General features: G+C 67.2%; 22 protein-coding genes and 3 pseudogenes. 7 read left to right on the forward strand and 18 right to left on the reverse strand.

The window, feature by feature from the left end; translation table 11 throughout:
• Nucleotides 1–74 precede the first annotated feature (74 nt).
• Both C8C95_RS00600 and C8C95_RS00605 read left to right on the forward strand, forming a co-directional pair.
• Complete coding sequence (locus C8C95_RS00600) at nt 75–1,040, forward strand: alpha/beta hydrolase (protein WP_116747294.1); 966 nt, start codon at nt 75–77, stop codon at nt 1,038–1,040.
• A gap of 212 nt (nt 1,041–1,252) precedes the next feature.
• The gene (locus C8C95_RS00605; RefSeq protein WP_243415603.1) at nt 1,253–1,819 is read left to right on the forward strand and encodes an ATP-binding protein; all 567 of its coding nucleotides are present in this window, start codon (nt 1,253–1,255) and stop codon (nt 1,817–1,819) included.
• 78 nt (nt 1,820–1,897) lie between these two features.
• Here C8C95_RS00605 and C8C95_RS00610 read toward each other — a convergent pair whose 3' ends face one another.
• Together C8C95_RS00610 and C8C95_RS00615 are read right to left on the reverse strand one after the other, a co-directional pair.
• Nucleotides 1,898–2,554: a DsbA family protein gene (locus tag C8C95_RS00610; RefSeq protein ID WP_116747296.1), complete on the reverse strand. Its 657-nt coding sequence runs from the start codon at nt 2,552–2,554 to the stop codon at nt 1,898–1,900.
• A gap of 3 nt (nt 2,555–2,557) precedes the next feature.
• Entirely contained in the window at nt 2,558–2,752 is a 195-nt protein-coding gene (locus C8C95_RS00615; protein WP_116747297.1) for a hypothetical protein, read from the reverse strand.
• A gap of 73 nt (nt 2,753–2,825) precedes the next feature.
• Between C8C95_RS00615 and C8C95_RS23610 the strand changes: the two genes are divergently transcribed.
• The gene (locus tag C8C95_RS23610) at nt 2,826–3,188 is read left to right on the forward strand and encodes a hypothetical protein (protein WP_165836498.1); all 363 of its coding nucleotides are present in this window, start codon (nt 2,826–2,828) and stop codon (nt 3,186–3,188) included.
• A gap of 19 nt (nt 3,189–3,207) precedes the next feature.
• Here the strand turns inward: C8C95_RS23610 and C8C95_RS00625 are convergent, their stop codons facing one another.
• On the reverse strand, nt 3,208–4,074 hold the full coding sequence (locus C8C95_RS00625) for an MBL fold metallo-hydrolase (RefSeq protein ID WP_116747298.1): 867 nt from the start codon (nt 4,072–4,074) through the stop codon (nt 3,208–3,210).
• 124 nt (nt 4,075–4,198) lie between these two features.
• Here C8C95_RS00625 and C8C95_RS00630 point away from each other — a divergent pair, with 124 nt between their 5' ends.
• Nucleotides 4,199–5,092, forward strand: coding sequence for a LysR family transcriptional regulator (locus tag C8C95_RS00630; RefSeq protein WP_116747299.1), 894 nt, complete (start codon nt 4,199–4,201; stop codon nt 5,090–5,092).
• A gap of 174 nt (nt 5,093–5,266) precedes the next feature.
• Here the strand turns inward: C8C95_RS00630 and C8C95_RS00635 are convergent.
• From C8C95_RS00635 to C8C95_RS00670, 6 genes and pseudogenes are all read right to left on the reverse strand, one after another.
• Nucleotides 5,267–6,763: pseudogene (locus C8C95_RS00635) on the reverse strand (alpha/beta hydrolase domain-containing protein); the annotation flags it as partial.
• 277 nt (nt 6,764–7,040) lie between these two features.
• Nucleotides 7,041–7,340, reverse strand: a pseudogene (locus tag C8C95_RS00645) (hypothetical protein); the annotation flags it as partial.
• A 270-nt stretch (nt 7,341–7,610) separates the two neighbouring features.
• A pseudogene (locus C8C95_RS00655) lies at nt 7,611–7,925 on the reverse strand (hypothetical protein); the annotation flags it as partial.
• Nucleotides 7,926–8,098: 173 nt separating this feature from the next.
• The gene (locus C8C95_RS00660; protein ID WP_116747300.1) at nt 8,099–9,091 is read right to left on the reverse strand and encodes a tripartite tricarboxylate transporter substrate binding protein; all 993 of its coding nucleotides are present in this window, start codon (nt 9,089–9,091) and stop codon (nt 8,099–8,101) included.
• Between the two features lie 46 nt (nt 9,092–9,137).
• Nucleotides 9,138–9,500, reverse strand: a complete 363-nt coding sequence (locus C8C95_RS00665) for a hypothetical protein (RefSeq protein WP_116747301.1) — start codon at nt 9,498–9,500, stop codon at nt 9,138–9,140.
• Nucleotides 9,501–9,514: 14 nt separating this feature from the next.
• Complete coding sequence (locus tag C8C95_RS00670; protein ID WP_116747302.1) at nt 9,515–10,879, reverse strand: acyclic terpene utilization AtuA family protein; 1,365 nt, start codon at nt 10,877–10,879, stop codon at nt 9,515–9,517.
• A gap of 105 nt (nt 10,880–10,984) precedes the next feature.
• Between C8C95_RS00670 and C8C95_RS00675 the strand changes: the two genes are divergently transcribed.
• Entirely contained in the window at nt 10,985–11,878 is an 894-nt protein-coding gene (locus C8C95_RS00675) for a LysR family transcriptional regulator (RefSeq protein WP_116747303.1), read from the forward strand.
• Nucleotides 11,879–11,993: 115 nt separating this feature from the next.
• On the opposite strand, the gene C8C95_RS00680 is transcribed toward C8C95_RS00675, so the two are convergent.
• The 8 genes from C8C95_RS00680 to C8C95_RS00715 form a co-directional block, all read right to left on the reverse strand.
• Complete coding sequence (locus C8C95_RS00680; RefSeq protein WP_116747304.1) at nt 11,994–14,210, reverse strand: ATP-binding protein; 2,217 nt, start codon at nt 14,208–14,210, stop codon at nt 11,994–11,996.
• Nucleotides 14,195–15,430 carry a hypothetical protein gene (locus C8C95_RS00685; protein ID WP_116750084.1) on the reverse strand — a complete coding sequence of 412 codons (1,236 nt, stop codon included), beginning with the start codon at nt 15,428–15,430 and terminating at the stop codon, nt 14,195–14,197. The genes C8C95_RS00680 and C8C95_RS00685 overlap by 16 nt, the downstream gene beginning before the upstream one ends.
• Before the next feature lie 127 nt (nt 15,431–15,557).
• Nucleotides 15,558–16,037 (reverse strand): hypothetical protein, encoded by a 480-nt coding sequence (locus C8C95_RS00690; RefSeq protein ID WP_116747305.1) that lies wholly within the window; start codon nt 16,035–16,037, stop codon nt 15,558–15,560.
• A gap of 23 nt (nt 16,038–16,060) precedes the next feature.
• Entirely contained in the window at nt 16,061–16,915 is an 855-nt protein-coding gene (locus C8C95_RS00695; RefSeq protein WP_116747306.1) for a hypothetical protein, read from the reverse strand.
• Nucleotides 16,916–17,089: 174 nt separating this feature from the next.
• Complete coding sequence (gene leuD / locus C8C95_RS00700) at nt 17,090–17,755, reverse strand: 3-isopropylmalate dehydratase small subunit (protein ID WP_116747307.1); 666 nt, start codon at nt 17,753–17,755, stop codon at nt 17,090–17,092.
• Complete coding sequence (gene leuC / locus C8C95_RS00705) at nt 17,752–19,170, reverse strand: 3-isopropylmalate dehydratase large subunit (protein ID WP_116747308.1); 1,419 nt, start codon at nt 19,168–19,170, stop codon at nt 17,752–17,754. Before leuC ends, leuD begins: the two co-directional genes overlap by 4 nt.
• A gap of 33 nt (nt 19,171–19,203) precedes the next feature.
• Nucleotides 19,204–20,115 (reverse strand): alpha/beta hydrolase, encoded by a 912-nt coding sequence (locus tag C8C95_RS00710; RefSeq protein WP_116747309.1) that lies wholly within the window; start codon nt 20,113–20,115, stop codon nt 19,204–19,206.
• A gap of 32 nt (nt 20,116–20,147) precedes the next feature.
• Nucleotides 20,148–21,137, reverse strand: coding sequence for a tripartite tricarboxylate transporter substrate binding protein (locus C8C95_RS00715; RefSeq protein ID WP_116747310.1), 990 nt, complete (start codon nt 21,135–21,137; stop codon nt 20,148–20,150).
• A gap of 125 nt (nt 21,138–21,262) precedes the next feature.
• Here C8C95_RS00715 and C8C95_RS00720 point away from each other — a divergent pair, with 125 nt between their 5' ends.
• Together C8C95_RS00720 and C8C95_RS00725 are read left to right on the forward strand one after the other, a co-directional pair.
• Nucleotides 21,263–22,162, forward strand: a complete 900-nt coding sequence (locus C8C95_RS00720) for a LysR substrate-binding domain-containing protein (protein ID WP_116747311.1) — start codon at nt 21,263–21,265, stop codon at nt 22,160–22,162.
• Between the two features lie 69 nt (nt 22,163–22,231).
• Nucleotides 22,232–22,582, forward strand: coding sequence for a FlxA-like family protein (locus C8C95_RS00725; RefSeq protein ID WP_056064021.1), 351 nt, complete (start codon nt 22,232–22,234; stop codon nt 22,580–22,582).
• A gap of 63 nt (nt 22,583–22,645) precedes the next feature.
• Here the strand turns inward: C8C95_RS00725 and C8C95_RS00730 are convergent, their stop codons facing one another.
• Nucleotides 22,646–23,269, reverse strand: coding sequence for a hypothetical protein (locus tag C8C95_RS00730; RefSeq protein WP_207780551.1), 624 nt, complete (start codon nt 23,267–23,269; stop codon nt 22,646–22,648).
• Between the last annotated feature and the right edge of the window lie 180 nt (nt 23,270–23,449).

The following is a 23,449-nucleotide window of genomic DNA, read 5'->3' on the forward strand; positions in this document are numbered from 1 at the left end:
GCCAGCACATCACCATGACCTTTTCATCGCTGCTTCGCCTTCGTTCCAGCTCTCCTTCACGCATCGGTCTCCGCATGCGCTGGCTATTGGCCGCAGCGCTTGGCTGCGCCGCGACCGTGGCCCAGGCAGCAGGCTTTGCCTTCATCGAGGTGCCTGCGGACAAGGACGGCCCCGCGCTGCGCGGTGCGGTGTGGTCGCCCTGCAGCACGCCACCGGGTCGCATCGACCTGGCGCCGCTGGTGCTGCAAGGCACGCGCGACTGCCCCATTGCCGGGCAAGGCCTGCCGCTGGTGGTGGTGTCGCACGGCGCGGGTGGCTCGGCCTTGGGGCACCACGACACGGCGGCCACGCTGGCCGATGCGGGCTATGTGGTAGCCGCCATCAACCACCCGGGCGACAACTTCCAGGACATGAGCCGCCAGGGCCACCTGTCGGCCTTTGCCACGCGGCCGGTGGACATGCGGCGACTGACGGACTACATGCTGGGCACATGGCCCCAGCGCGCGCAGCTTGACGCGGACAAGGTGGGCTTTTTTGGCTATTCGCGCGGCGGCTACACGGGGCTGGTGGCCATCGGTGCCAAGCCAGACTGGACGCTGCGCCCGGACCTGTGCCCGGCGCTGTCCATGCGCCCCCTCTGCGGCGAGATTCGGCGCAATGAGGTCCCCGCCACGCCCGCACCGGACCCACGCATCCGGGCGGCGGTCATCGTGGACCCGCTGAGCGTGTTCGATGCCAAGGGGCTGGGGCAGGTCAGCACGCCCGTGCAGCTGTGGGCCTCGGCGCTGGGCGGTGATGGCGTCACGCCCCAGAGCGTAGAGGTGGTGCGCAATGGCTTGCCCCGCGCACCCGAATGGCAGGTGGCCGCCCACGCAAGGCACTATGCCTTTCTGGCGCCCTGCTCGCCCGCGCTGGCAGAAGTGGCGCCCGATATCTGCCGCGATGCGCCGGGGTTTGACCGGGCTGCATTTCACCAAGGGTTCAATGCGCAGGTGGTGGCGTTCTTTCAGCGGCACATCGCTGTAGCCAAAGCGCCCTGAGCGCGGCGCGGCATTCTCCGGGCCTCCCAAGCCCGTAGGTTGACCCAACCTCCGCCAGCCGCCTACACTGCCCCACTTGCTTCTTGATCTTTGGATCGGAAGCGATCCGCAAAGCCCTCCACCACCGTTGAGGGCTTTTCTTTTTGGTCCATCGCATTGAAGGCTCTCCCTGCTTGCAGAGAGGGCTTTTTGCATTTCTGGAGCCCTTTTTTATGCACGCCACTTCCACACACACAGCCCCCGCAGGCGCCGCCGCCCCCTCCCCGCGCATCCACCTGGTCATCGGGCCGGTGGGTGCGGGCAAGTCCACCTTTGCCCGCCAATTGGTGAAGCAGCACCGCGCAGTGCCGCTGAACCTGGACGACTGGATGGCCACGCTGTTTTCGGCCGATCGGCCCGATGCGGCGGACGTCATGGCCTGGTATGTGCCCCGCACGCTGCGTTGCTTGGCGCAGATCTGGAAGACGGCCGAGGCCGTGCTGAACGCGGGTGGCGATGTGGTGCTGGAGGTGGGCCTGATCCAGCAGCACCAGCGCGACGCGTTTTACGCCCGCATGGGGCCGTGGGCCGATGCCACGGTGGTGTATGTGCTGGACGCACCGCGCGAGGTGCGGCGCGCGCGTGTGTTGCGGCGCAACGCTGAACAGGGCGCAACGTTTTCGATGGTGGTGCCACCGCACATCTTTGAGCTGGCCAGCGACCTGTGGCAGCCGCCGGACGAAGTGGAGTGCGCGAACCACACCGTGGTGTGGGTGCCCGTGGCGGACCACGGGGCTTGAAGACATGGCGCTGGCCTGGCTGCAATTTGCAGTGCGGGCAACGGTGCAGCCCGAGCCGCGCCGTGCCAACCGCGCCGCTCAGGCCTGGGCCACCTGCTGCAGCAATGCGTCGAAGTTGCCGTGCAGGGCCTGGCTGCCCAGCACACGGCGGCGGCCGGTGGCGGCGTCGCCGACTGCCAGTTGTGGCACGCCTTGTGCTCCCAGGGCTTGCATGTCGGCACGGGCGGCGGCCACGCGCTGCAGCATGGCGGCGCGCAGGGCATCGGTGGGCTCGCGCACCAACTCTGCGGCTGCATGCAGTCCCAGGGCGCTCAGCACATCGGCCAGCACGGTGGGCGCCGTGGTGTCGCGCCCGTCCACATACCGTGCGCGTTGGAAGGAGTGCAGTGCCTCCAGCTCGCGCGCGGGCTCGGTCTGCGCCACGGCGGTGAGGGCCAGCGTGGCGGGGCCCGAGTCAAAACGCCCGGCCGGCTGGCCCAGCACCTGATCGCGATAGGCCTGGCTGAACGGCTGGCCGGTGAGCTGCGCGATGCGCTGGTCGTTGGCCCATGCGTAGGCGGCAAATTGCGCGTCCATGGGCCGGGCGCCTGCGCCTGCAAACAAGCCCGTGGGCGCCAGCACCACCTGCACGCCGGGCGTGGTTTGCAAGCGGGCCAGCACGGGTGCGGCGGCGTAGCACCAGCCGCACAGGGGGTCGAACAGGTACGTCACGGTGACGGTGGGCGTGGAGGGCATGGATCAGGGTCTCTCTTCAGAATGTTCAGGATCAGGCGGTGTGGCGGCGGCTGGTGCCCCTGGGGGCGCAGCCTGGGCAAGTTGGGCCATGTGTGCGGCCAGCGCAGCTTCAAACGCTGCAATTTCTTCGGCCAGCGTGCCCCGGCTGCGGAAATGGCGGGCGGCGCGGTCGTACCAGTTGGCAGAGCCTGTTTGCAATCTCGCAGGGGATCGCGTTGGAGCGCAATCGGGATGAGTGGATGCTTCGGATGCGCCGCATGGGCTCTTGCCCATGCAAGCAGTCGGGGCGTCCAATCGCCCGATTTCGCTCCAACCCTTCGGGCAGTGGTCTTTGCGGGTGGTCTGCGGCGTTGCGGCGCTTGCCAATAGCCGAGCTATTGGCTGCGCACCGCGCCTTGCAACCCATCCCGCAAAGACCACTGCGCGACCCCTGGGAGATAGCAAACAGGCTCTGGGCATCTTCCAGGTCGCCCTCTTGCAGGTGCAGGATGCCGTGAAGCCAGGCGCCGAGCATGGAGCGGTCGTGCTGCACCAGATCGTGCGCCGCATTCCAGCGCCCGGCGTGCAGGTGCTGCAGGACTTGTTGGAGCGGGTGCGTGGTCACGGTCTGGTTCCTTTCAACAACTTGCTTTGACAGCTTTCAGCACGTCATCTCACCACTTCATCTCGCCCTTGTTCACCTTGGCGCCGATGTCCAGCGACAAGCCCATGGGCGCTGCGGGGTAGGCCTTCTTCATCGCGTCGATGAGTTCGGCGCTGGTCTTGGTGGCGGCGGCGTTCTTCTCAAACGCTTGCAGGTAGCCCTTGGTGTAGCTGATGTTGGCGGCATCCAGCGCGCCACCGGCGGGCATGTGGCCGGGCACCACCACGGTGGGCTGCAGGGCGGCCATTTCGTCGAGCTGGGCCACCCAGGCGCTGCGCTCGGCCACCGTTTGCGTGTCGGCCGTCCACACATGGGTGTTGGTGCCAAACACGCCGATGGTGCCCACCACGGCCTTGATGGACGGAATCCACGCATACGGGCGGTGCGCCAGCAGGCCGGTGGTGCCACGGATCTCGACCGCCTGGCCGTCCACGCTCAGCGTGTTGCCAGCAATCGCCTTGGGCAGCAAGGGCGTGCGCGGTGCGTTGGCGCCCATCTTGGGGCCCCAGAAGGCGAGCTTGCCAGCCAGCTTGGCGTTGATCTTCTCCAGCACGGCGGGCGTGGTCACCACGTCGGCTTGGGGGAAGATTTCTTTCAGCGTCTCGACGCCAAAGTAATAGTCCGGGTCGGCCTGGCTCACGTAGATGGTTTTCAGCTCTTTGCCCGTGTCGAGCACATTGGCGGCGATGCGCAGCGCGTCGGCACGGGTAAAGCCGGCGTCGATGACCATGGCTTCCTTCTCGCCATAGACCAGCGTGGAGTTGACGTTGAAGCTGTTGCCGTCGGCGTTGTAGACCTTGACCTGCAGCGGCTGGGCGGCCTGGGCGCCGGTGAAGGCAACGGCGAGGGTGGCGGCGATGAGGGTGGTGCGGAACATGGTGGTTTCTCCAGGGTTTTGAGAGGTTGTGCAGATGACGGAATGAAGTTTATTTGCGCCAATCGATCCAATAAACCCGATAATTCGCGCATATTTGTTTCACAAATCGATCAAATAACCCCTTATGGACCGCCTGACCGCAATGCATGTGTTTGCCGAAGTTGCCACCAGCGGCAGCTTCAGCGCCACGGCCGACAAACTGGAGATGTCGCGGGCCATGGTCACGCGCTACGTGGGCGAGATGGAGCAGTGGCTGCAGGCCCGCCTGCTGCAGCGCACCACCCGCAGCGTGACGCTGACCGATGCGGGCGAACACGCGCTGCGCCGCTGCCAGCAGATGCTGGCGCTGACGCAAGACCTGGAAGAAGAAACAGCCACCACCACCGAGGGCGCATTGCGCGGGCAGCTGCGGCTGACCTGCAGCGTGTCGTTTGCGTTTGCGCAGATGGGCGCGGCGATTGCGGACTTTCTGGCGCAACACCCGCAGCTCAAGATCGACCTGGACGCGAGCGAGGGGTCGCTGAACCTGGTGGAAAAGCGCATCGACCTGGCCATCCGCATCAGCGCCGAGCCCGACCCGCTGCTCATCGGCCGGCCTCTGGCGCGGTGCGACTCGGCACTGGTGGCATCGCCCGCCTACCTGGCCGCGCACGGTGTGCCGCAGCAACCTGCCGACCTGGGGCAGCACCGGTGCCTGAGCTACGCCAACTTTGGCAAAAGCGTGTGGCAGCTGACGCGCGGCGAGGTGGTGGAGCGCGTGGGCGTGAGCGGCCATTTCAGCGCCAACGAGGCCACAACGCTGATGCGCGCCGCGCTGGCGGGCGGCGGCATTGCAATGCAACCGACATATCTGGTCAACCCCTACCTGCACAGCGGAGAGCTGCAGGCCGTGCTGCCGGGCTGGGACTTGCCGGTGATGACGATCTATGCGCTGTACCCGTCGCGCCGGCACTTGTCGCCTGCGGTGCGGGCGCTGCTGGATTTTTTGGTGGCCCGGTTTGCGGGGGTGCCGTGGTGAGGGTGGCAGAACGGCCAGAAAACGCTACGCTTTTGATAGCTGCTCAGGCATATTTCTCTAGCGCATCCGGCCACTTTGGCTAAAAAAATGCCCCCAACCCTCGTGCGAGAGGGTTTGGGGGCCTGCAGGGGACAGCACGGCACGGGGCCGTGCGTGCAGTCACGTCACGTCACATCAGGGCAGCACGGCAGCGGCCTTGGCACGCGCAATCTGCAGGTCCGCATCGCGCTGCAACAGCAGGCGCTGGGCCACCAGGTCGTTCGCGGCCTGTGTCACCGCAGCCACATACCCATCCTGCGTGCCATACAGCTCCTCCAGCGACGGCCGTGCGTCGCCCGCCGCCAGCCGCGCGGCACGCGTCTTGTGGAAGGGGATAAAGCTGCCCGTGAGGTTGGCCAGATCGGTAATGCCGGGCGTGGCCACGTAGTTGAACTCAATGCTGGTGCCCAGCGGTGCACGCGCTTCCACGCTGCGGATGCCCGCACGCGTCAGGCCTGTGCTGGCATCGACCTGCGGCACAAGGATGGCGTAGTCGCGGCCCAGATTGCGCGGGGGCAGCACGGTGGCAATGCCAGCCTCGTCCTGCGGGATGTACTGCGGGCCAAAGTCGAACAGCGGGAAGTTGTTGTACAGGCCGCGATAGCTGAAGTCCGGAATGGGCGTCTGCACGCCGCCCACCGCCCAGGTCAGCCCCTTCATGGCCGGAAAGCTCAGCGCCTCGGGCCGCACCAGCGTCCCGTCCGCCAGCTTGGGCATCTGGCTGGCGGGCGGTTGCATGCCGCGCACCACCCAGTCTTCCAGGTTGAGGAACAGCGCACGGAAGGTGTCGTTGAAGTGAACCACCGTGCCCGTGGGGTAGGTGGCGCGGGTGGGCGCATAGGCAATGCTGCCCGTGCCCCCTGCCCCGCCGTGCTGGGTGCTGGCGTAGTAGTAGATGCGTGCGTTGTCGGGCTGCACCAGGTCCTTGGTGCCGGTGGCGTCGGTCAGCACGGGCGAGCCCTGCAGCTGCCAGAACTCGGTGCCCGACAGGCCCAGGAAGAACTTTGGGCAGGTGTTGGTGGCGGCGCAGCGCTTCATCACGCCGCCCTGGCGGCCGCTGATGTCGTCCATGTAGTCCTTGTCCAGCCCGCGCGGTGCCGTCTGGCCGAAGGCGGTGTGGTCGGTGCGCAGGCCACCACCGCCGCCGGGCACGGCAAAGCGGGTGTTGATGTTGGTCTGGCGCGCCGCGACGTGGGCGTACATGCCGTCGAACACCTTGCCGCCATCCAGCGCCTGGTTGAAGCCCAGGTGCAGGAAGGTCTTCATGGCGTTGCCCGACTGCGAGGTGCCCTGCCCCAGCGTGTGGGTGATGCGGCCAGCCAAGGGGTTCGGCGTGCCATTCGAATCGGCGGCCTTGCTGCGGAAGAAGCTGACCGTATCACGCAGCGCAGCCAGGCCCACGCCCATCACCTTCGGGTCTTTGGCAACGTAGACCAGCTCGTACAGATAGGCTGGGTCGAATCCGCCCTTCAGGCACACGCTGGTGGGGCTGGGTGTGCCAGGGAAGGCGTTGGTGCCGGTGTCGCAGGTAGCGAACTTCCAGTCGCTGGCAGGCACGGGCACGCGTGCATCGGTCTCATTGGCGCGGCGGGTGAGCGAGTAGCCGGGCTGGGTGTTGTCCAGGCTGGCGGGTGCAAGAACGTGTTCCCGGTATATCCGGGGTCGCGTTGCGGCGCAATCGGGATGAGTGAATGCTCCGGGTGCGCCGCATGGGCTTATGCCCATGCAAGCAGCCGGGGCGTTCAATCGCCCGATTTCGCCCCAACCCTTCGGGCAAGTGCCTTTTCGGGCGGTCTGCAGCGTTGCGGCGCTTGTGGATAGCGGTGCTATCCACTGCGCACCGCGCCTTGCATCCCATCCCGAAAAGGGACTTGCGCGACCCCGGATATACCGGGAACACGTTCTACAGAATCATGGTGCCGTGGAACACGCCGCCGGTCAATGTCATCGCGGGGCTGGCGGCGGTGGGCACCAGCTCGGCGCGGTAGGGGCCGGTGATGCTGCTGCCGTGCTTGTTCTTGGCCACGGGCACCGTCACCGTCAGGCGCGCGGCGGTGCTCTTGGGCACATCGCCCTGCCAGGCGGAATAGAGCATCACATAGCCGCGCTCCAGGTACACCGCATCGCTGGGCGTGGCCGTGGGGTTGAGCATGGTGAGGATGTTGCCGCGATTGGGTGCGTCGTAGCGCAGCACGCCGCTGGCCTGGGAACCTGTTCAGCGTCTTTTTGGAGTTGCATTGGAGTGCAATCGGGATGAGTGGATGCTTCGGATGCGCCGCATGGGCTCATGCCCATGCAAGCAGCCGGGGCGTCCAATCGCCCGATTTCACTCCAACCCTTCGGGCAAGTGCCTTGCCGGGCGGTCTGCGGCGTTACGGCGCTTGCCGATAGCACGGGCTATCGGCTGCGCCCCGCGTCTTGCATCCCATCCCGAAAAGCGACTTGTGCAACTTCAAAAAGACACTGAGCAGGTTCCATCCATGTTCTTGGGCTGGAGCATGACGAAGTCGGCCTGGTACTCGACCATGCCGTTGGCGTTGGTGGGCGCCAGGGCCAGGTCCTGGATGACGGCGTTCTTGGGGTCCTTGGGGTCCACCTCGCCGCTGATGGTGCCGGTCACGCGCTCGTATTCGCCCACGTCGCCATAGGTGCCGGGGAAGGCCTCGGTGGCGGTGATGGCCAGCTTGAGCGCGGGGCCCTTGGGCGCATCGTTGCTGGAGCCCCCGCAGGCCGTGATGGCAGCTGCAGCGGCGGCCGTGAGCGCGAGTTTTCCGAATGCACGAAGAGGTTTCATGGTGTCTGTCTCCTTGGATGGATAGTGGTGCGGGCCGCTTGGGCGGCTCTGGAACAAAAACGGCAGCGTCTGTTGCGCCGCGCGCGGGCAAGGCTTCGCCCAGACCTGCCTATGAAGGCAGGCTGCTAGAAGCGCGAAAGGGGTTGAGACGGCCCGGCGGATGGGCCGGTGGCTTATTCGGCCTCGATACCTGCGGCCTTGATCACCTTGCCCCACTTCTGGGTTTCGGCGGCCTGGAACTTGGCGAGTTCATCGGGCGTGGTGGTCCAGGCTTCGGAGCCTGCGTTGTCATAGAAGCTCTTGGCCGCTGCGCTCTTGGTGGCAGCCGTGAGCAGCTCGTTCAAGCGCGCCACCACCGGCGCGGGCGTGCCTGCGGGCACGTAGGCCGCAAACCAGTAGCCCATGTCATAGCCCTTCACGCCCGCTTCGTCCAGCGTGGGCACATCGGGCAATTGCGCGCTGCGCTTTTGCGTGGAGTAGCCCAGCGCACGCAGCTTGCCCGCCTTGACCTGCGGCACGCCGGTGGAGGTGTCGGTGATCATCAAGTCGATCTGCCCGCCCAGCAGGTCGGTGATGGCCAGCGGGTTGCTCTTGTAGGGCACGTGCAGGATGTCCACGCCCGCCAGTTGCTTGAGCATTTCACCCGCCATGCGGCTCGATGAGCTGCCGCTGCCAAAGCTGAGCTTGCCGGGGTTCTTCTTGGCAAAGGCCAGCAACTCGCCCACGTTCTTGTACGGCGCGCTGGCGTTGACCACCAGCACCTGGCCGCCCTTGCCCAGGCCGGTGACGGGGGCAAAGTCCTTCACCGGGTCGTACGAGAGCTTCTTGTACAGATGCTCGTTGGCGGCGTGGGTGGTGTTGGTGGTGATGAGCACGCTGTAGCCATCGGCCGCCGACTTGGCCACGGCCGACGCGGCGATCATGCCGCTGGCGCCTGCCTTGTTGTCGATGACCACGGGCTGCTTGGTGTCGTTGGTGATGGACTGGCCCAGCGCGCGCGCCAACTGGTCGGTGGCGCTGCCTGCGGCAAAAGGCACGACGAAGGTGATGGCCTTGGCGGGGTAGGCACCGGCCGCCTGGGCCAAGGCTGCCGGGGCGTGCAGTGTGCCGAGCGCCAGCACGGCAGAGGTGGCGAGCAGAGCGCGGCGGGTGGATGAATGGGTCATGTTGTCTCCTTGTGTTGGTATGGATGAAAAAAGCGAAACGGGGTGGCTAGGCCGTCGGGCCGCCAAAGTGCGGCGCCAAGTGCGCGGGCACCGTGACGGGCATATCGAGCAGCAGATAGCTCAGTGCCTTGCCGTGGCTGTCGAGGTTGAGCGAGTCGTTCACGCCGCCGTCGAGCACGTCGTCCAGCACGATGTTCATGGCCTGCAACTGGGGCAGCAGGTAACGCGTGACCTTGCGCGGTTGGCGCTGGGCAAACTGATGCGCCACGGCGGCCTCGGTGACTTGTTCGACCAGCACATCCCACAGCGCGGGGTGCCAGGCGATGACGCTGATGTTGGAGCGGTTGCCTTTGTCACCGGTGCGGCTGTGGGCTAGGCGATAGAGGGGAACGGTGATGGTGGTTGTCATGTTGTGTGTACTCCTCAATCCACCATCTCGAAACGCACGGCTACCGCCTCACGCGGCACTAGGCACGAAACCGTGCCCAGGCGCGGCCGCATGGCAGTGCGCACGCCGCCGCCGCCTGCGGGGCCACAGGTGTAGAGAGCGGTCACCTCGCGCACCAGGCGCTGGGCGCTGGCGTGGTCGCGGTGCTGCAGGGCCACGCGCAGGCGCACATCGCGGGTGTCACGGCTGTCGCTAGCGGACGCATCCAGCCAGCGGCTGGTGTCGTCGCCAAAGATGCTGGTCACGCCAATCAGGTCGATGCGCAACGGGCCCAGGCCCTGCAAGCGCTCGCGCAGCACCTCGCCCGCCAGGCGCGCGCGGGCTTCGGCGCGCGGGCCGGCGTAGGAGATTTCGCCCTCGGCAAACCAGCCGGATTCAAAACACACGTTGACCTTGAGCGTGGCGGGCCGCGCGTGGCCCTGCACGCCTTCCAGACGCACGGCGTCGTTGCCCACGGTGGTCACGCGGGCAGTGGTGATGTCGGCCACCACATCAGGCGTCAGGTAGGCGGCCGGGTCGTGCAGCTCGTACAGCAGTTGTTCCTTCACCGTGCGTTCGGTGATGCAGCCACCCGTGCCCGGCGGCTTGGTGATGGTGCAGTGGCCATCAGCGTCGATCTCGGCAATCGGGTAGCCCAGTTGCGCCAGGCCCGGCACGTCCTTGTAGCCAGGGTCGGCAAAGTAGCCGCCCGACACCTGCGCGCCGCATTCGAGCAGATGCCCGGCCATGGTGGCGCGGGCCAGCCGGACCCAGTCGTCGAGCGCCCAGCCGTAGTGCGCCAGCGCGGGGCCCAGCACCAGCGAAGGGTCGGCCACGCGGCCACAGACCACGATGTCGGCGCCCGCGCGCAGCGCATCGGCAACGGCCTGCGCGCCAATGTAGGCGTTGGCGCTGACGATGGGCTCGGTGGGCATCGCGCTGCCCAGGGCATCCTGCAGCAGCGCACGGTGTTCTGGGCCGCTCAGATCGTCGCCCTTCACCACAGCTATGCGCGGGCAGCGCAGGCCCAGCTCGGCCGCCAGCGCGTGGATGCGGTGCGCGGCGCCTTGCGGGTTGGCCGCGCCAAAGTTGCTGACGATGCGCACGCCGTGCGCCAGGCACTGTGCCAGCACGGGGCGCAGCAGGTCCACCAGCAGGGGTTCATACCCCGCATCGGGGTCTGTGCGGCGCGCCAGCTGGGCGAGCGCCAGCGTGCGCTCGGCCAGCGTCTCGAAGATGAGCACCGCAGGCTGGCCGCTGGCGATGAGCGCCTGCACCACAGGCAGGGCCGCGTCGGTGCGGTCGCCCGAGAAGCCGGCGGCGCAGCCCACCAGCAGTTTTTTGTCAGCCTTGTTCGCCATGGAATCGTTGTCTCCTGCGCCCACTGTAGGCAGGCTGCGGTATTCTGTGAAATCGATTGTTAAGATGAATCCATCTGGAAACCAGATGAATTACCCCCGCCCTGCATGAGCGCCCCTCACCTCTCCAGCCGCCAGCTTGACGCCTTCCTCGCGCTGGCCGAGCAGCGCAGCTTCACGCGCGCCGCTACGTTGTGCCACCTGTCGCAGCCCGCGTTCAGCGCCCTGATCCGCGCTCTGGAGGACGACCTGGGCCTGCGCCTGTTTGACCGCAGCACGCGGCATGTGGACCTGACGCCCGAGGGGCAGAACTTTCTGGATTCGGCCCGCCGCATCCGCGCCGAGATCACCAGCGCCCTGGCCGCCGTGCGCGACGCCGCCACGCTGCAACGCGGGCGTGTGGCCGTGGCGCTGCTGCCCTCGCTGGCGGCCGGCTGGCTGCCGGGCGTGCTGGCGCAGTACCGCGCGGCCCACCCGGGCATCGAGATCGACATTGCCGATGTGCTGTCCGAGCCCTGCATCGACCGCGTGGCCAGTGGCCATGCCGACTTTGCGCTGGCCGCCATCCGCGCCGACACGCCCGCGCTGCAGGCCGAGCCGTTTTGCAGCGACGACTTCTACCTCGTGTGCCCAGCCGACCACCCGCTGGCGCGCAGGCGCAAAGCCATCACCGCGCAGGACCTGGCCGCGTGGCCCTTCATCCACCTGGCGCGCACCAGCAGCGTGCGCCAGTACCTGGAGGCCGCCCTGCATCCGCAGGCCATGCACACGCTGATGGAGGTGGAGCAGCTCGCCACCGTGATGGGCATGGTGCGCGCGGGCCTGGGCATCAGCGTGGTGCCGGCGCTCACGCTGTTTCACTTTGAGCAGCCGGGGCTGGTCACGCGGCCGCTGTCGCTGCCGGGGCTGACGCGGCAGATCTACCTGGTGCGGCGGCGGGACCAGAGCCTGTCGGTGGCGGCGCAGGCGCTGTATGCGCTGGTGATGGCGCAGCGGCCTTGAGACGGCCCGCCATCTGCTATCTATTCAATAGCTCCCAGGGCATATTGAATAAGCGCCTAGCGGTCATTTGACTCAAAATTTTGCAGCAATGGCTTCGCAGCACCCCATGCGCTGCTCAATCCGGATCACGGTCGCGCGCCAGCACCGCCAGCTCCTGGTGCAGCAGCAGTTCCACCTCCGCCGGTTCAAACTGGTCCTGCAGCAGCGGGATGGCAAAGCGGTATTCGCCGCCCTCGTGTTTGCGCAGCACATAGGCCAGCTGCAGGCGCGCCAGCGACAAGCGCAGGGCCTGTGCGTCGCCTGCGATGCCATAGCTTTGCAGCAGCTGGGCCAGCGTGACCAGGCTGGACTGCCCCGCCTGGGCGGTGTGATAGACCACGATGCGGTCGACGCGGCAGGCGGCTTCGTCGTGGCTCAGACGGCCCCATCCGGCCAGGGCGTCCTGCACGGCCTGCGAGGCCAGGGCCTGGTCGAGGTGGCGCTTTTCGATTACGCGCTCGCCGGGCGCTAGCGCCTCCAGGCATTCCTGGCACAGGATGGCGACGAGGTTGGCGCGCTGGCCGCTGGCGTCCACCAGGCGGCTCACCAGGTGCTCGTTGTCAAAGCCCAGGCGCAGCTTGCGCAACGGCTCGGTGGCCAGTTCGCGGCAGGCATCGCGCTCCAGGCCGCCGATAGTCAGCACCTCGCCAAAGTTGCGCAGCGGGCTTTGGTAGTCGAGCATGGCCGTGGCGTACAAATCCCAAAAGCCCGCCAGCATGAACCAGCAACGGCCCTCTTCGCTGAGCGCGCGCAGGGTGGACAGCTGCACGTAGCCGTTGGACGATTCGTCACGGAAGAACAGGTCGGCCTCGTCGATGAGCAGCACCAGGCGCTTGCCCTGGTACTGCGCCTGCAGGTGGTCCACGATGGCTTCGAGCGGGGTGTCGGCCGCCAGGCCAAACTGCAGCGCCATGCGCGGTGCCAGGCGGTGGTCGCGCAGCGAGACGTAGTGGCACACGGTGTGCGGGTGGCCCGCCATGCGGCGCTGCACGGCCTTGAGCAGGCTGCTTTTGCCCAGCTGGCGCCCACCCACCACAAGGTAGTTGGCGGGCTCGCGATTGATGACGCGGGCCAGCAGTTGCGCGCGGCCGAAGAAGGCGCCTTCGCGCGTGACACCGCCGCGCGTCTGGTAGGGCGAGATGCGGGTGATGCGCAGCTGCGCAGCCAGCAGGCGCAGCAGCACTTGCAGGGCGTCGCCGCCGATCAGCCATTCGGTCTGGCTGGCGCTGTCGGCCATCACATGCAGGTTGGCGCGGTCTTGTGCGTGGGCGTGCAGCAGCGGCCAGGGGGTGTCCACGCTGTGTTCGCTCAGGATCAGCAGCACGTCGCTGCCGGTCTGCACGGCGCGCAGCTGGCGCAGCACGGTGGCTTCGTCGATGCCGTGCGTGGGCACAAAGACCAGGCAACGGTCCAGCGACACGGGCAGGTCGGGCGGGAACGACCACTCAAACACCGCACCGGGCAGCGCCCAGTCGGTGCTGGGCTGGCAGCGGGCGGACACGCGTTCGGCCAGCGCGCGGGCCAGGGCCGGGGCGCGCTCGCTGCCCGTGGCCTGGGCGCAGGCCACCGCGCGGCGCCAGTCCACCAGGCGGACATCAGCGGCCTGCAGCGTGGGTTCCAGCCGCCGCAGCCAGCGCAGCAGCCGGTCGATCTGCGGCAGTCGCGCCAACGGCGTGCGGCGCAGGCGCGCAGGGCGCAGCTGGCCCGCACCGATGAGCGGGTGGCGCACCACCCACAGCACTGCACCCACGCCAAAAATGACCGCGCACCACGTGATGAGCGAGCGCATCCAGCCGAAGGGGTCGGCGTCTGGCGCGGGCTTGGCGGGCTCGAAATCGTCGGTACTGCCTTGCTGGCAGTTGATGGGCAGGTAGCCCTGCGGGATGGGCGGGCTGCCGGGGCGGCAGGTCCAGGTGTGGGTGCCGGGCTGCAGCTCCACCACCACCTGCGTGCCTGCCAGCTTGCCAAATTCGGGGTTGTGGGCAATGTCGGCCTGCAGCACATTGGGGCGCGGGGAAGTAACGCGCAGCTGCGGGTTGGCAATGGGCGGCGCGTACTTCTGAATGTCGGTGGGCCAGGCATCCAGCTCGTTGCGGGCGTTGACCATGGCCACACGCCACTGCACCAGCTCGCCCCACAGCGGCCCCACATTCATCGCCGCCATGAACCGGCCCCGCGTGGCCGGGTTGTGCTGCGGCAGGAACACGGCGCTGGCCACAAACAGCGTGACCACCGCAATGACCACGGCGCGCACCACGGGCCGGGACAGCCAGGGCGTCAGTCGGCCGAGCATGAATCCAGCACCATCCAGCCGGCCTCGCGCACCGTGGGGCTGCGCCAGTGAAGCCGCGCTGCGTCCCCCACGCCGCGCGCAAGGATGAGGTTGCCCCAGAACAGGCTGCGCAGGTCGTCGTCCTGCAGGTAGGGTCGTGCGCGGCCGAGGTCGTCCGCGCCCAGCAACTGCTGCAGGCGGGCCCGGCTGGCTGGCACCTGCGCCAGCGGCAGAAACGTTTGCCACAGGCGCGGGCTGCTGGCCAGGTGGGTGCGCAGGGCGCTGAAGGCGGGCTGGCCTTCGTGCAGGCTGGTGCCCGCGCCGGGGTGGTCCAACAGCCATTGCAGGCCTTCTTCAAACAGCGCGGGATGGCCGCCGCTCAGGGCCTGCAGTGCAGCCACCACCGGCTCGGACCAGGGCTGCTCGGGCCAGCGGTGGCGGGCCAGTTGCAGCAGGTCGGCAAGCGACGGGTCGGGCCAGTGGTGGACCTGGGCGATGTTGAGCAGCGACAGGTCGCCACTGCGGTACTTGAGGTCGGCCAGCGCCTGCCCTCCGCACAGCAGCAGGTGCAGGCGGCCGCTGTGCATTTCGCTCAGGCTGCGCAAAATGCCCGCCAGGGTTTCGCGCAGCGCGGGCGTGCCCTGCTCGAATCGGCTGACCAGGCAGAAGATGCGCTCGCCCGCCAGCAGGCGGCGCTCCAGCGCGGATTCAAACTCGTAGTCCGACGCCACATCGCCCAGCCCGCATTGGCGGCCGATGGCCGCGAAGTATTCGGCAGGCACCGTGCTCACGCTGTAGGGCGGCTGGATGTGCAGCACCGAGCCTTCGCCGTACTGCGCGCGGGCGCGCTGCAGCAGCTCGTGCCGAAACGGCGGCTGCCCCCAGTGCGCGGGCGACAGCAGCAGCGAGATGGGGTATGGCACCGCCTGGGCCAGTTGCGCAAACACCTTGTCCTGGAACGCGGCAAACGGCTGCGCACCGGTGGATTCGGCCTGCAGCGGAAACTCTGGCGCAAACCCTGCGGCGCTGAGCAGGCGGTTGGCCTCACTCTCCGTCAGGCGCAGGTACCGGGTGCAGGCCACCAGCTTGTCGCGCGAGCGCGGGTTGGGCACCGAGATGCCGTTGCGCCAGTTGTTGACGGCCTCACGGCTCAGGCCAATTTCGGTGGCCACGCCGGAGGCGCTGGCGCGGATGCGGCGCATGTAGACCGACAGAAGATCGGCAAAGGAATCGGGGGACATGGAGTTGTGGACTAACGAAGGCGGGTACACCGAGCCAAAACCAAGGGCTGCGAAAAACATGGGGATGGTGGACAGGCATTGTCAGCCTTGCCAGACCGCTGCCATCCCACTGCGCACTGCGGATGCACTACGCCAGGCGCTGCACCATGGGCCAGGCTTTATAGCTGGCGAGGCCACAGGCCGTGAGCACCGGGCTGTACAGCACCATGGCGCCGACCACCGACATCAGCCAGCCGGGCTCTTCGTACTCGTCGGTATCGTCGGTATCGTCTGCCTTGGCTGTCGCGCCCTCCTTCAAGGGCTCCTTGCTGCGCCCCTCTTCTTGGCCCTCGCCCGAATCGCCGGTCATCTCCTGCACCAGCATCACGGCCACCACCAGCAGCGAGACGGCCAGCAGCGCCAGGTAGCCGTATTGCAGCGCGGGCTGCGTGAGCGGATAGAAGTAGCCCGCCAGCAGAGCGGCCGGGGCCAGAAAGAACACGTGCATCATGAGCCGGTACCAGGGAATGCCGTCCGTCGGCCTTTCCAGCGCCCCCATGACCATGCGGTAGGTCAGCGCCCCCAGCACAAAGATCACCCCACCCCACCATTCGATTTGCGTCAGCATGTTGTTGTTCTCCTGAGATGCTTTTACTGGGGTGCCATCACCGTGGCGGGGCCGTCGTCGCCAGGCGGGGCGGCGTCATCGTCTCCGTCGTCCCCGCGCAGCGCCTTGTGTTCGGTGGCCATGTAGTACAGCGGCAGCGCCACGGCCAGCACCAGCCCCAGGCCCATCCACAGCCAGAAGCCCTTGAACAGCAGCACGGTGACCACCGTGAAGACCACTGCGTGCACTAGCCCCTTGAGCCCGGCGCGCAACAGCAGCACGGCCATCAGGCCCTGCACGGGCGACTTGCCGCTTTTGCCCATCGCCTTCGCCATCTCGACAAACGCTTCGGCCGCCTCCTGGGCCTCGCGCTTGCGCTTTTCTTCCTGCAGGCGCAGCTTGGCCACAGCCAGCGGCTTGGCCGGGTCTTTGGAACAGGCGTAGCGGTCTTCGGCCTCCCCATCCTGGCTTTCGCCGTCCTGGTGCGCGGGCTCCACCACAGCGCGCCACTGCGGGTTGGCGTCCATGAACGCCCGGCGCGACACCCACTGGCCCCGGTCAAAGTGCATGCGCTCGGTTTCACCGACCTGGTCGTAGAACACCTCCAGCACCGCAGCCCGCAGGCCGTGGGCAAACAGGGTCTCCAACGCGCGCAGCGGCAGGTCGTCGTGCGTGCCGGTGTCGAACCGCAGCGTGAGGTGACCGGGTTCGGCAACCGCCTCATGGTTGAACCATTGGGCATCCCACAGCGCATCGAGATCGGCGCCACCGAGCTTGTCGGCCCAGCGCCGTGCCTGCTCGGTGTTGCCCGTGGCAAGGTACTGGTAGACCAACTGGCCCATCTTGAGCTTGATCGGGTCTTCGAAGAACAGGTGCAGGGTATGGGTGTTTTGCGACATGGCTCTGGGGATGGGGTGGGTCCGTGTGAAAGTGCACGAATTGTTACCGCCCGATCAGGACCTGTCCCTCGCGACGTTGTCCACCCCCCACACCCTGTGCACTGGACAGGATGTCAACCGCCCACACCACCCAAGCCGCCCACACCGCCCGCAGGTGCGGCGCCCCCGGCGCGCTCAGTCCTGTGTGCGCTGGGCCTGTAGGCGCGCCCGCGTGCGCAGCGCCACGTCCTTCACCCAGGGTTGGGCAGCCCAGTGGCGCTGGGCAAAGGCCTGTATCTGATCGGCATACGCCAGCGATGCGCCGATCACATCTTGTCCCTGCAGGAACATGCTCTGGTGCCGGTCGGACAGCACAAACTGCGCGCTGTGCCCCGCGCTGCGCACCATGCGCTGCTGCACATCGATGGTAATTGCCAGGGGGCCCCGCAGCTGCGCAGCCTGCGCCTTGAAGGCCTGCACATCCGCCTCGGAAACCATGGCCAGCAGCAGGCGGTTGTTGAGCGCATTGGAGTAGAAGATTTCGCCGAAGCTTGACGCCACCACGGCCCTGAAGCCGTACTGCTGCATGCCCCACACCGCGTGCTCGCGGCTGGAGCCGCAGCCATAGTTAGAGCCCGCAATGAGCACGTCCACCCCCTGGAAAGCCGCCTGGTTGAGGACGAAATCCGGGCGTGGCAATCCTTCCCCGTCAAAACGCAGGTCGTAAAACAGACCGGGAGCCAGGCCCGACTTGTCGATACCGCGCAGGAACTGCTTGGGCATGATCTGGTCGGTGTCGAGGTTGGCAATGTCGAGCAGGGCCGCCTGGCCGTGCACGATGGTGTGGTGATCGGCGCTCATGCTGGCACCTCCAGGGTACGGACGTCGGTGATGCAACCGGTGACGGCGGCTGCTGCAGCCATGGCCGGGCTCACCAGGTGGGTGATGGCGCCCCGGCCCTGGCGGCCTTCGAAATTGCGGTTGGTGGTGGATGCGCAGCGCTGGCCGGGGGCGAGCACGTCGTCGTTCATGGCCAGGCACATGGAGCAGCCGGGCTGGCGCCACTCAAAGCCTGCAGCCACCAGGCGCTCGGCAATGCCTTCCGCCTCGGCCTGGGCCTTCACTGCGCCGGAGCCGGGCACCACCATGGCGCGCACGCCGTGGGCCACGTGGCGGCTGCCCACAATGCGGTCCACCTCGCGCAGGTCCTCGATGCGCGCATTGGTGCAGGAGCCGATGAAAACATGCTGCACGGGCACACCCTGCAAGGACTGGCCAGCGACGAGCCCGGTGTAGCGCAGCGCTTGCTCGGCGCTGCTGCGCTGCACGGCATCGGCCAGTTCTTGGGGACGGGGAACCGTGGCGTTGATGGCCATGGCCTGGTCGGGGCTGGTGCCCCAGGTGACGAACGGGGCGACGTCAGCCGCGTCAAACACATGTTCCGCATCGAATGCCGCGCCCTCGTCACTGTGCAGGGTGGCCCAGTGCGCCAGTGCCTGCGCGCGCACGTCGCCCGCAATGTCGGGGGCCTTGGCCAGCACGTAGTCAATAGCGGTGGCGTCGGGTGCGATCAGTGCGCCGCGCGCTCCCGCCTCCACGGCCATGTTGCACAGCGTGAAGCGCGCCTCCACCGACAGCGCGCCAATGGCGCTGCCGCAGAACTCCACCACGTAGCCGCGTGCGCCCTGCGCACCGATGCGGCTGATGACCATGAGGATCAGGTCCTTGGCCGTGGTGCCCCTGGGCAGCACGCCGTCCACACGGATGCGCATGTCCTTGGCCAGGCGGTAGACCAGCGTCTGGGTGGCCAGCACATGCTCGACCTCCGAGGTTCCGATGCCAAAACCCAAGGCACCCAGTGCCCCGTAGGTGGTAGTGTGGCTGTCGCCGCAGATGATGACCATGCCCGGGCGCACCATGCCGTGTTCGGGCGCGATCACGTGCTCGATGCCCTGCAACGGGTCGTTGGTGTCGAACAGCGGGATGCCGTGGCGGTCGCAGTTGGCCTTGAGGTTAGTGGCCTGCAGGGCCGAGGGCGGGTCCTGGATGGTGCGCCAGCGCACCGGGTGCGTGGGGATGATGTGGCTCACCACCGCCACGTTCTGCCCCGGCACGGGCACGCCGCGCCCCGCCTCGTGCAGGCCGGCGAAGGCCTGGGGGCTGGTGTATTCGTTCATCAGGTGCAGGTCGCAGAACAGCAGCACGTTCTGTTCGTCCAGAACGGCCACGGTGTGCGATGCCACCAGCTTCTGGTAGAGCGTTGAGGGAGTGGTCATGGTCAGCGTCGGGGGTTGTCGTTGGGTGCGGCCTTACCGGTCGGCCAGCAGGAAGGGCAGCGCCGCGTCGAGCAGCGCATCAGGGGCCTCCTCGGCGATGTAGTGGCCGCAAGGCAGTGCATGGCCGCGCACGTCGGCCGCCACGCGCTGCCACTCGGCCAGGGGCTGGAAGCACTGGTGCACCACGCCCTGCTCGCCCCACAGCGCCAGCAAAGGCATGGGCAACTGGCGGCACGCATCGCGGTCGGCACGGTCGTGCACCAGGTCGATGCCCGCAGAGGCACGGTAGTCCTCGCAGATGCCGTGGGCTGTGCCGGGCAAGGTCAGGCAGCGCACGTACTCGGCCAAGGCGCGTGGATCGAACGGGGCCAGGCCCGCGCTGCGCCGACCCATCACGTCGCGCACATAGGCGGCAGGGTCGGCCTCGATCAGGCGCTCGGGCAGCGGCGCGGGCTGGATCAGGAAGAACCAGTGCCAGTAGGCGCGGGCGAAGGCATTGCTGGTTTGTTGGTACATGGCCAAGGTGGGCGCTATGTCCAGCAGCACCATGCGCTGCACGGCCGCTGGGCGGTCGGCCGCCAGGCGGTGCGCCACGCGGGCGCCCCGGTCATGGGCCAGCACGGTGAAGCGAGGGTGGCCCAGGTGCTGCATCACAGCCAGCATGTCGGCGGCCATGGTGCGTTTGCTGTAGAGCAGGTGCTCCGCGTCGCCCTCGGGCTTCGCCGAATCGCCATACCCACGCAGGTCCGCCAGCACCAGCGTGAAATGCTGCACCAGCTTTGGCGCCACCTTGTGCCAGATGGCCGAGGTCTGCGGGTGCCCGTGCAGCAGTAGCAAGGCCGGACCGGTGCCGCCCACCAGCGTGTGGATGTGCTGGCCGTCGGGCGTGGGCAGGCGGTGGGCGGTGAAGCCCGGGAAAAGCGGGGTCGTCGTGGTCGTGGTCATGGGTGTCGGTGGGTATTGCAGCGCAGGCGTGTTCACTCTGCCGTGATGCCCCGCTCCTTGATGAGCTTGGCCCATTGCGGCATTTCCTGCTCCAGCCGGGCGCGGGCCTGCTCTGGCGTCGAAGGCGTCGGGTCGAATCCATCCCTGGCCATGCGTTCTCTCAAAGCGGGGGTGTTGAGCGCCTGGTTCAGGCTGGTGTTGAGCTTATCGATGACTGGCTTGGGTGTGCCGGCCGGCGCAAACACGATGAACCAGGTTTCAAACGTGTAGCCCGGCAGACCTGCCTCGGCAATGGTGGGCACATCGGGCATCAGTGGTGAACGTTTCGTGCCCGTGACGCCCAATGCACGCAGCTTGCCCGCCTGCACATGCGGCTGCGCTGCAGACAGCACCGGGAAGCTCATGGCCACCTGGCCGGACATGGTGTCGATCATGGCCGGGCCGCCACCACGGTAGGGGATGTGCACGATGGGCGTGCCTGCCACGGCCTTGAACAGCTCGGCCGACATGTGGAAGGTGCTGCCCGCCCCCGCTGAACCATAGGAGTATTGCCCCGGCTTGGCCTTGAGCAGGGCCACCAGTTCCTTGACGTTCTTGGCTGGCAACGCGTTGTTGACCACCAGCACATGCTGCGAACTGGCCACCATGCCGATGGGGGCCAGGTCCTTCAGGGTGTCGTAGGGCATCTTGGCCGTCAGGCTGGGGTTGATGGCCAGGGACACGGTCTGCAGGCCGATGGTGTAACCGTCCGGTGCGGACTTGGCCACCATGTCCACGCCGATGTTGCCGCCCGCGCCGCCCTTGTTCTCGATGAACAGCGAGCCGCCCAGGGCCTTGCCCCATTCGTCGGTGATCAGGCGGGCCGCAATGTCCGCGCTACCGCCGGGTGCATAGGGCACCACGAGCTTGATGACCTTGGCGGGGTATGCCTGGGCCCATGCGCCAGCGGCGGCAGACAAGGCCAGCGCGGCCGTGGCCACGGCACGCCATGTTCGTGCCCGCCGGGGATGGGATGTGTTCATGGGTTTGTCTCCTGCAAGGTTCTTGTGTTGTGTTGCAGTGGCATCTTATGAGTGAGCAGGATTCACATAAAGTCATTCAAAATTACTTCATTCGTAAATCAAACACACTAATCACCCACAAGCCCATGGACGCTTTTTCCGACTTGCGGTTTTTTGCACTGCTGATGAAGGAAGGCAGCCTCGCGGCTGCCGCCCAGCAGATGGGCATCACTCCGCCGGCCGCCAGCAGGCGCCTGGCGCAGCTGGAACGGCGGCTGGGTGTGCGGCTGCTGCGCCGCACCACGCGACGCATGAGCCTGACGCCCGAGGGTGAGACCTACCTGCTCGACGGCACGCGCATCCTCGGCGACCTGGATGCGCTGGAGCGCACCGTGGCTGGAGCGCGCAGTTCGCCACGCGGGCTCATCAAGCTGGCAGCCACGCTGGGTTTTGGCCGAATGCACATTGCCCCCGCCCTGTCGGCGTTTGCACGCGCCTACCCCGAGGTGGAGGTGCAGCTGCACCTGACCGACCGGCCCGTGAATCTGGTGGAACAAGGCTTTGACGCCGCCGTGCGATTTGGTGACCTGCCGGACTCACGCCTCACGGCCCGCAAACTGCTCGCCAACCGGCGTGTGCTGTGCGCATCGCCCACCTACCTTGCCCAGGCAGGCGAGCCCGTGCAACCGGCGGACCTGCTGGCCCACCAGTGCATCGTGATCCGCGAAAGCGACGAGACCTACGGCACCTGGCATCTGCGCCAGGGCGAGCGCCAGGAGACGGTGAAGGTGCGCGGCATGCTGAGCACCAACGATGGCGCAGCTGCCACCACCTGGGCGCTGGAGGGCCACGGCGTGCTGATGCGATCCGAATGGGACGTGGCGGTCCACCTTTCTGCAGGCCGCTTGCTGCGCGTGCTGCCAACATGGTCGCTGCCGGCGGCCGACGTGACGCTGGTCTACCCCACACGCAGCGATCTGTCGGCCAAGATGCGCGCGCTGACGGACTTCCTGCGGGAGTGGTTCTCGGCACCGCCTCATGTATGAAAGCCCGCAGGCTGAAGTCATCGCACGGGCCACGGCTTGAGATTTCTGCGGATGTGCCGATAACACAGCATGCAGATCTCAAGTGCAACCCCTTCGACGGGCACAGCGTCCAGCGCCAGTGCAGCCAGCAACATCAACAAGCTGCAAAAACGGATGCGCGAACTGACCGACGAACTGCGCAACGTCGCCGGACAGGACATGGAGCCCAAGGCCAAGCAGGAGAAGGTCAAACTGCTGCAGGCCCAGATCCAGATGGTGCAGCAACAGATAGCAGCCATCCAGCGCCAGATGCAGCAAGAGCAGATGGACCGAGCCCAGGCACAGCAACAGGCCAAGGCCAGCCAGCAGCCACGATCCACCCCGGCGAACAAGCCGCAGAGCCTGCCGGGGTTGGGAGAGTCGGTCGATACCTTTGCTTAGTGCTATGGCACTGCGCGAGGACATGCTGCGGAGCGTGCAGCGTCACGCCGTCTTGGATAACGGCTAGGGCCTGTTCATCAGGGTCAGCGTGGCAAACGGCAGGTGGTGCATCAGCTCGCGCAACACCAGCAGCGTGCCCGCAAAGACAGGATCCTCCGGCAGGCCTTCGTGTGCGGCCGGGCGCCCTTCGGCCACAGCGGCCAGGCGGTTGAAAAGACGCTCCATGACCTCCAGCGTCAGCACGCGCTGGGCCCCCGGCGGCACGCCCGCCAAGGTGGCCAGGTCATGCAACGCCGCATCTGCAGACCATGGTGCCCACACCTGCCCGCCGGGCAACAGGCCTTGCAGTTGCTGGTGGCCCACATGGACCTCATCCTCCACTACGGCAATGGCGTTCTCCAGTTCCAGAGGTGTGGGCACGGCATGGCGGAAAAACTGGCGCGCCGTGCGCTCGCCACCCAGCGGCAGACTCAGCCGCACGGACGGCATGGGGGTATCTGCCCCCGCAGCCCAGAGCACCTGGTGAGGCCCCAGGTGCAAGCCACAGCTCCATGCACCCGGCAGGCCGTTGCGCTGCGCCTGCTGGTAGCTGCGTGTGGCCGGGTCGTCGGCAGCAAGACTGTGTTGCTGCGCGTGTGCCGAGGCGGCAGGGAGCGCAGAAAGGGATGGAGAGCTGGGATGGTTCACGGGACCTCCTTGACAACATAACGGCCGAACGCGGGAGGGGTGGAGAGGCCCCACTGCCGTTGCCCTGCAGCACTCTAACCCCGCACGGGGCAGGCTGCATGCATACATCGATGACAACGCACAGGACATGCCACACGCGGGCTGCTCAACGCCCACGCCACGGCGACAACAACCGGACAG

Source organism: Acidovorax sp. 99, from assembly GCF_003096455.1.
GTDB lineage: Bacteria > Pseudomonadota > Gammaproteobacteria > Burkholderiales > Burkholderiaceae_C > Acidovorax > Acidovorax delafieldii.

Excerpts from the sequence above, each read along its gene's own strand:
- leuD (WP_116747307.1), bottom strand. The coding sequence starts at position 17,755 with ATGAGCGCCGATCACCACACCATCGTGCACGGCCAGGCGGCCCTGCTC.
- C8C95_RS00685 (WP_116750084.1), bottom strand. The coding sequence starts at position 15,430 with ATGTCCCCCGATTCCTTTGCCGATCTTCTGTCGGTCTACATGCGCCGC.
- C8C95_RS00665 (WP_116747301.1), bottom strand. The coding sequence starts at position 9,500 with ATGACAACCACCATCACCGTTCCCCTCTATCGCCTAGCCCACAGCCGC.
- C8C95_RS00695 (WP_116747306.1), bottom strand. The coding sequence starts at position 16,915 with ATGTCGCAAAACACCCATACCCTGCACCTGTTCTTCGAAGACCCGATC.
- C8C95_RS00710 (WP_116747309.1), bottom strand. The coding sequence starts at position 20,115 with ATGACCACGACCACGACGACCCCGCTTTTCCCGGGCTTCACCGCCCAC.
- C8C95_RS00610 (WP_116747296.1), bottom strand. The coding sequence starts at position 2,554 with ATGCCCTCCACGCCCACCGTCACCGTGACGTACCTGTTCGACCCCCTG.
- C8C95_RS00715 (WP_116747310.1), bottom strand. The coding sequence starts at position 21,137 with ATGAACACATCCCATCCCCGGCGGGCACGAACATGGCGTGCCGTGGCC.
- C8C95_RS00690 (WP_116747305.1), bottom strand. The coding sequence starts at position 16,037 with ATGCTGACGCAAATCGAATGGTGGGGTGGGGTGATCTTTGTGCTGGGG.
- C8C95_RS00680 (WP_116747304.1), bottom strand. The coding sequence starts at position 14,210 with ATGCTCGGCCGACTGACGCCCTGGCTGTCCCGGCCCGTGGTGCGCGCC.
- C8C95_RS00720 (WP_116747311.1), top strand. The coding sequence starts at position 21,263 with ATGGACGCTTTTTCCGACTTGCGGTTTTTTGCACTGCTGATGAAGGAA.
- C8C95_RS00630 (WP_116747299.1), top strand. The coding sequence starts at position 4,199 with ATGGACCGCCTGACCGCAATGCATGTGTTTGCCGAAGTTGCCACCAGC.
- C8C95_RS00675 (WP_116747303.1), top strand. The coding sequence starts at position 10,985 with ATGAGCGCCCCTCACCTCTCCAGCCGCCAGCTTGACGCCTTCCTCGCG.
- C8C95_RS00660 (WP_116747300.1), bottom strand. The coding sequence starts at position 9,091 with ATGACCCATTCATCCACCCGCCGCGCTCTGCTCGCCACCTCTGCCGTG.
- C8C95_RS00725 (WP_056064021.1), top strand. The coding sequence starts at position 22,232 with ATGCAGATCTCAAGTGCAACCCCTTCGACGGGCACAGCGTCCAGCGCC.
- leuC (WP_116747308.1), bottom strand. The coding sequence starts at position 19,170 with ATGACCACTCCCTCAACGCTCTACCAGAAGCTGGTGGCATCGCACACC.
- C8C95_RS23610 (WP_165836498.1), top strand. The coding sequence starts at position 2,826 with ATGCAAGCAGTCGGGGCGTCCAATCGCCCGATTTCGCTCCAACCCTTC.
- C8C95_RS00625 (WP_116747298.1), bottom strand. The coding sequence starts at position 4,074 with ATGTTCCGCACCACCCTCATCGCCGCCACCCTCGCCGTTGCCTTCACC.
- C8C95_RS00600 (WP_116747294.1), top strand. The coding sequence starts at position 75 with ATGCGCTGGCTATTGGCCGCAGCGCTTGGCTGCGCCGCGACCGTGGCC.
- C8C95_RS00670 (WP_116747302.1), bottom strand. The coding sequence starts at position 10,879 with ATGGCGAACAAGGCTGACAAAAAACTGCTGGTGGGCTGCGCCGCCGGC.
- C8C95_RS00605 (WP_243415603.1), top strand. The coding sequence starts at position 1,253 with ATGCACGCCACTTCCACACACACAGCCCCCGCAGGCGCCGCCGCCCCC.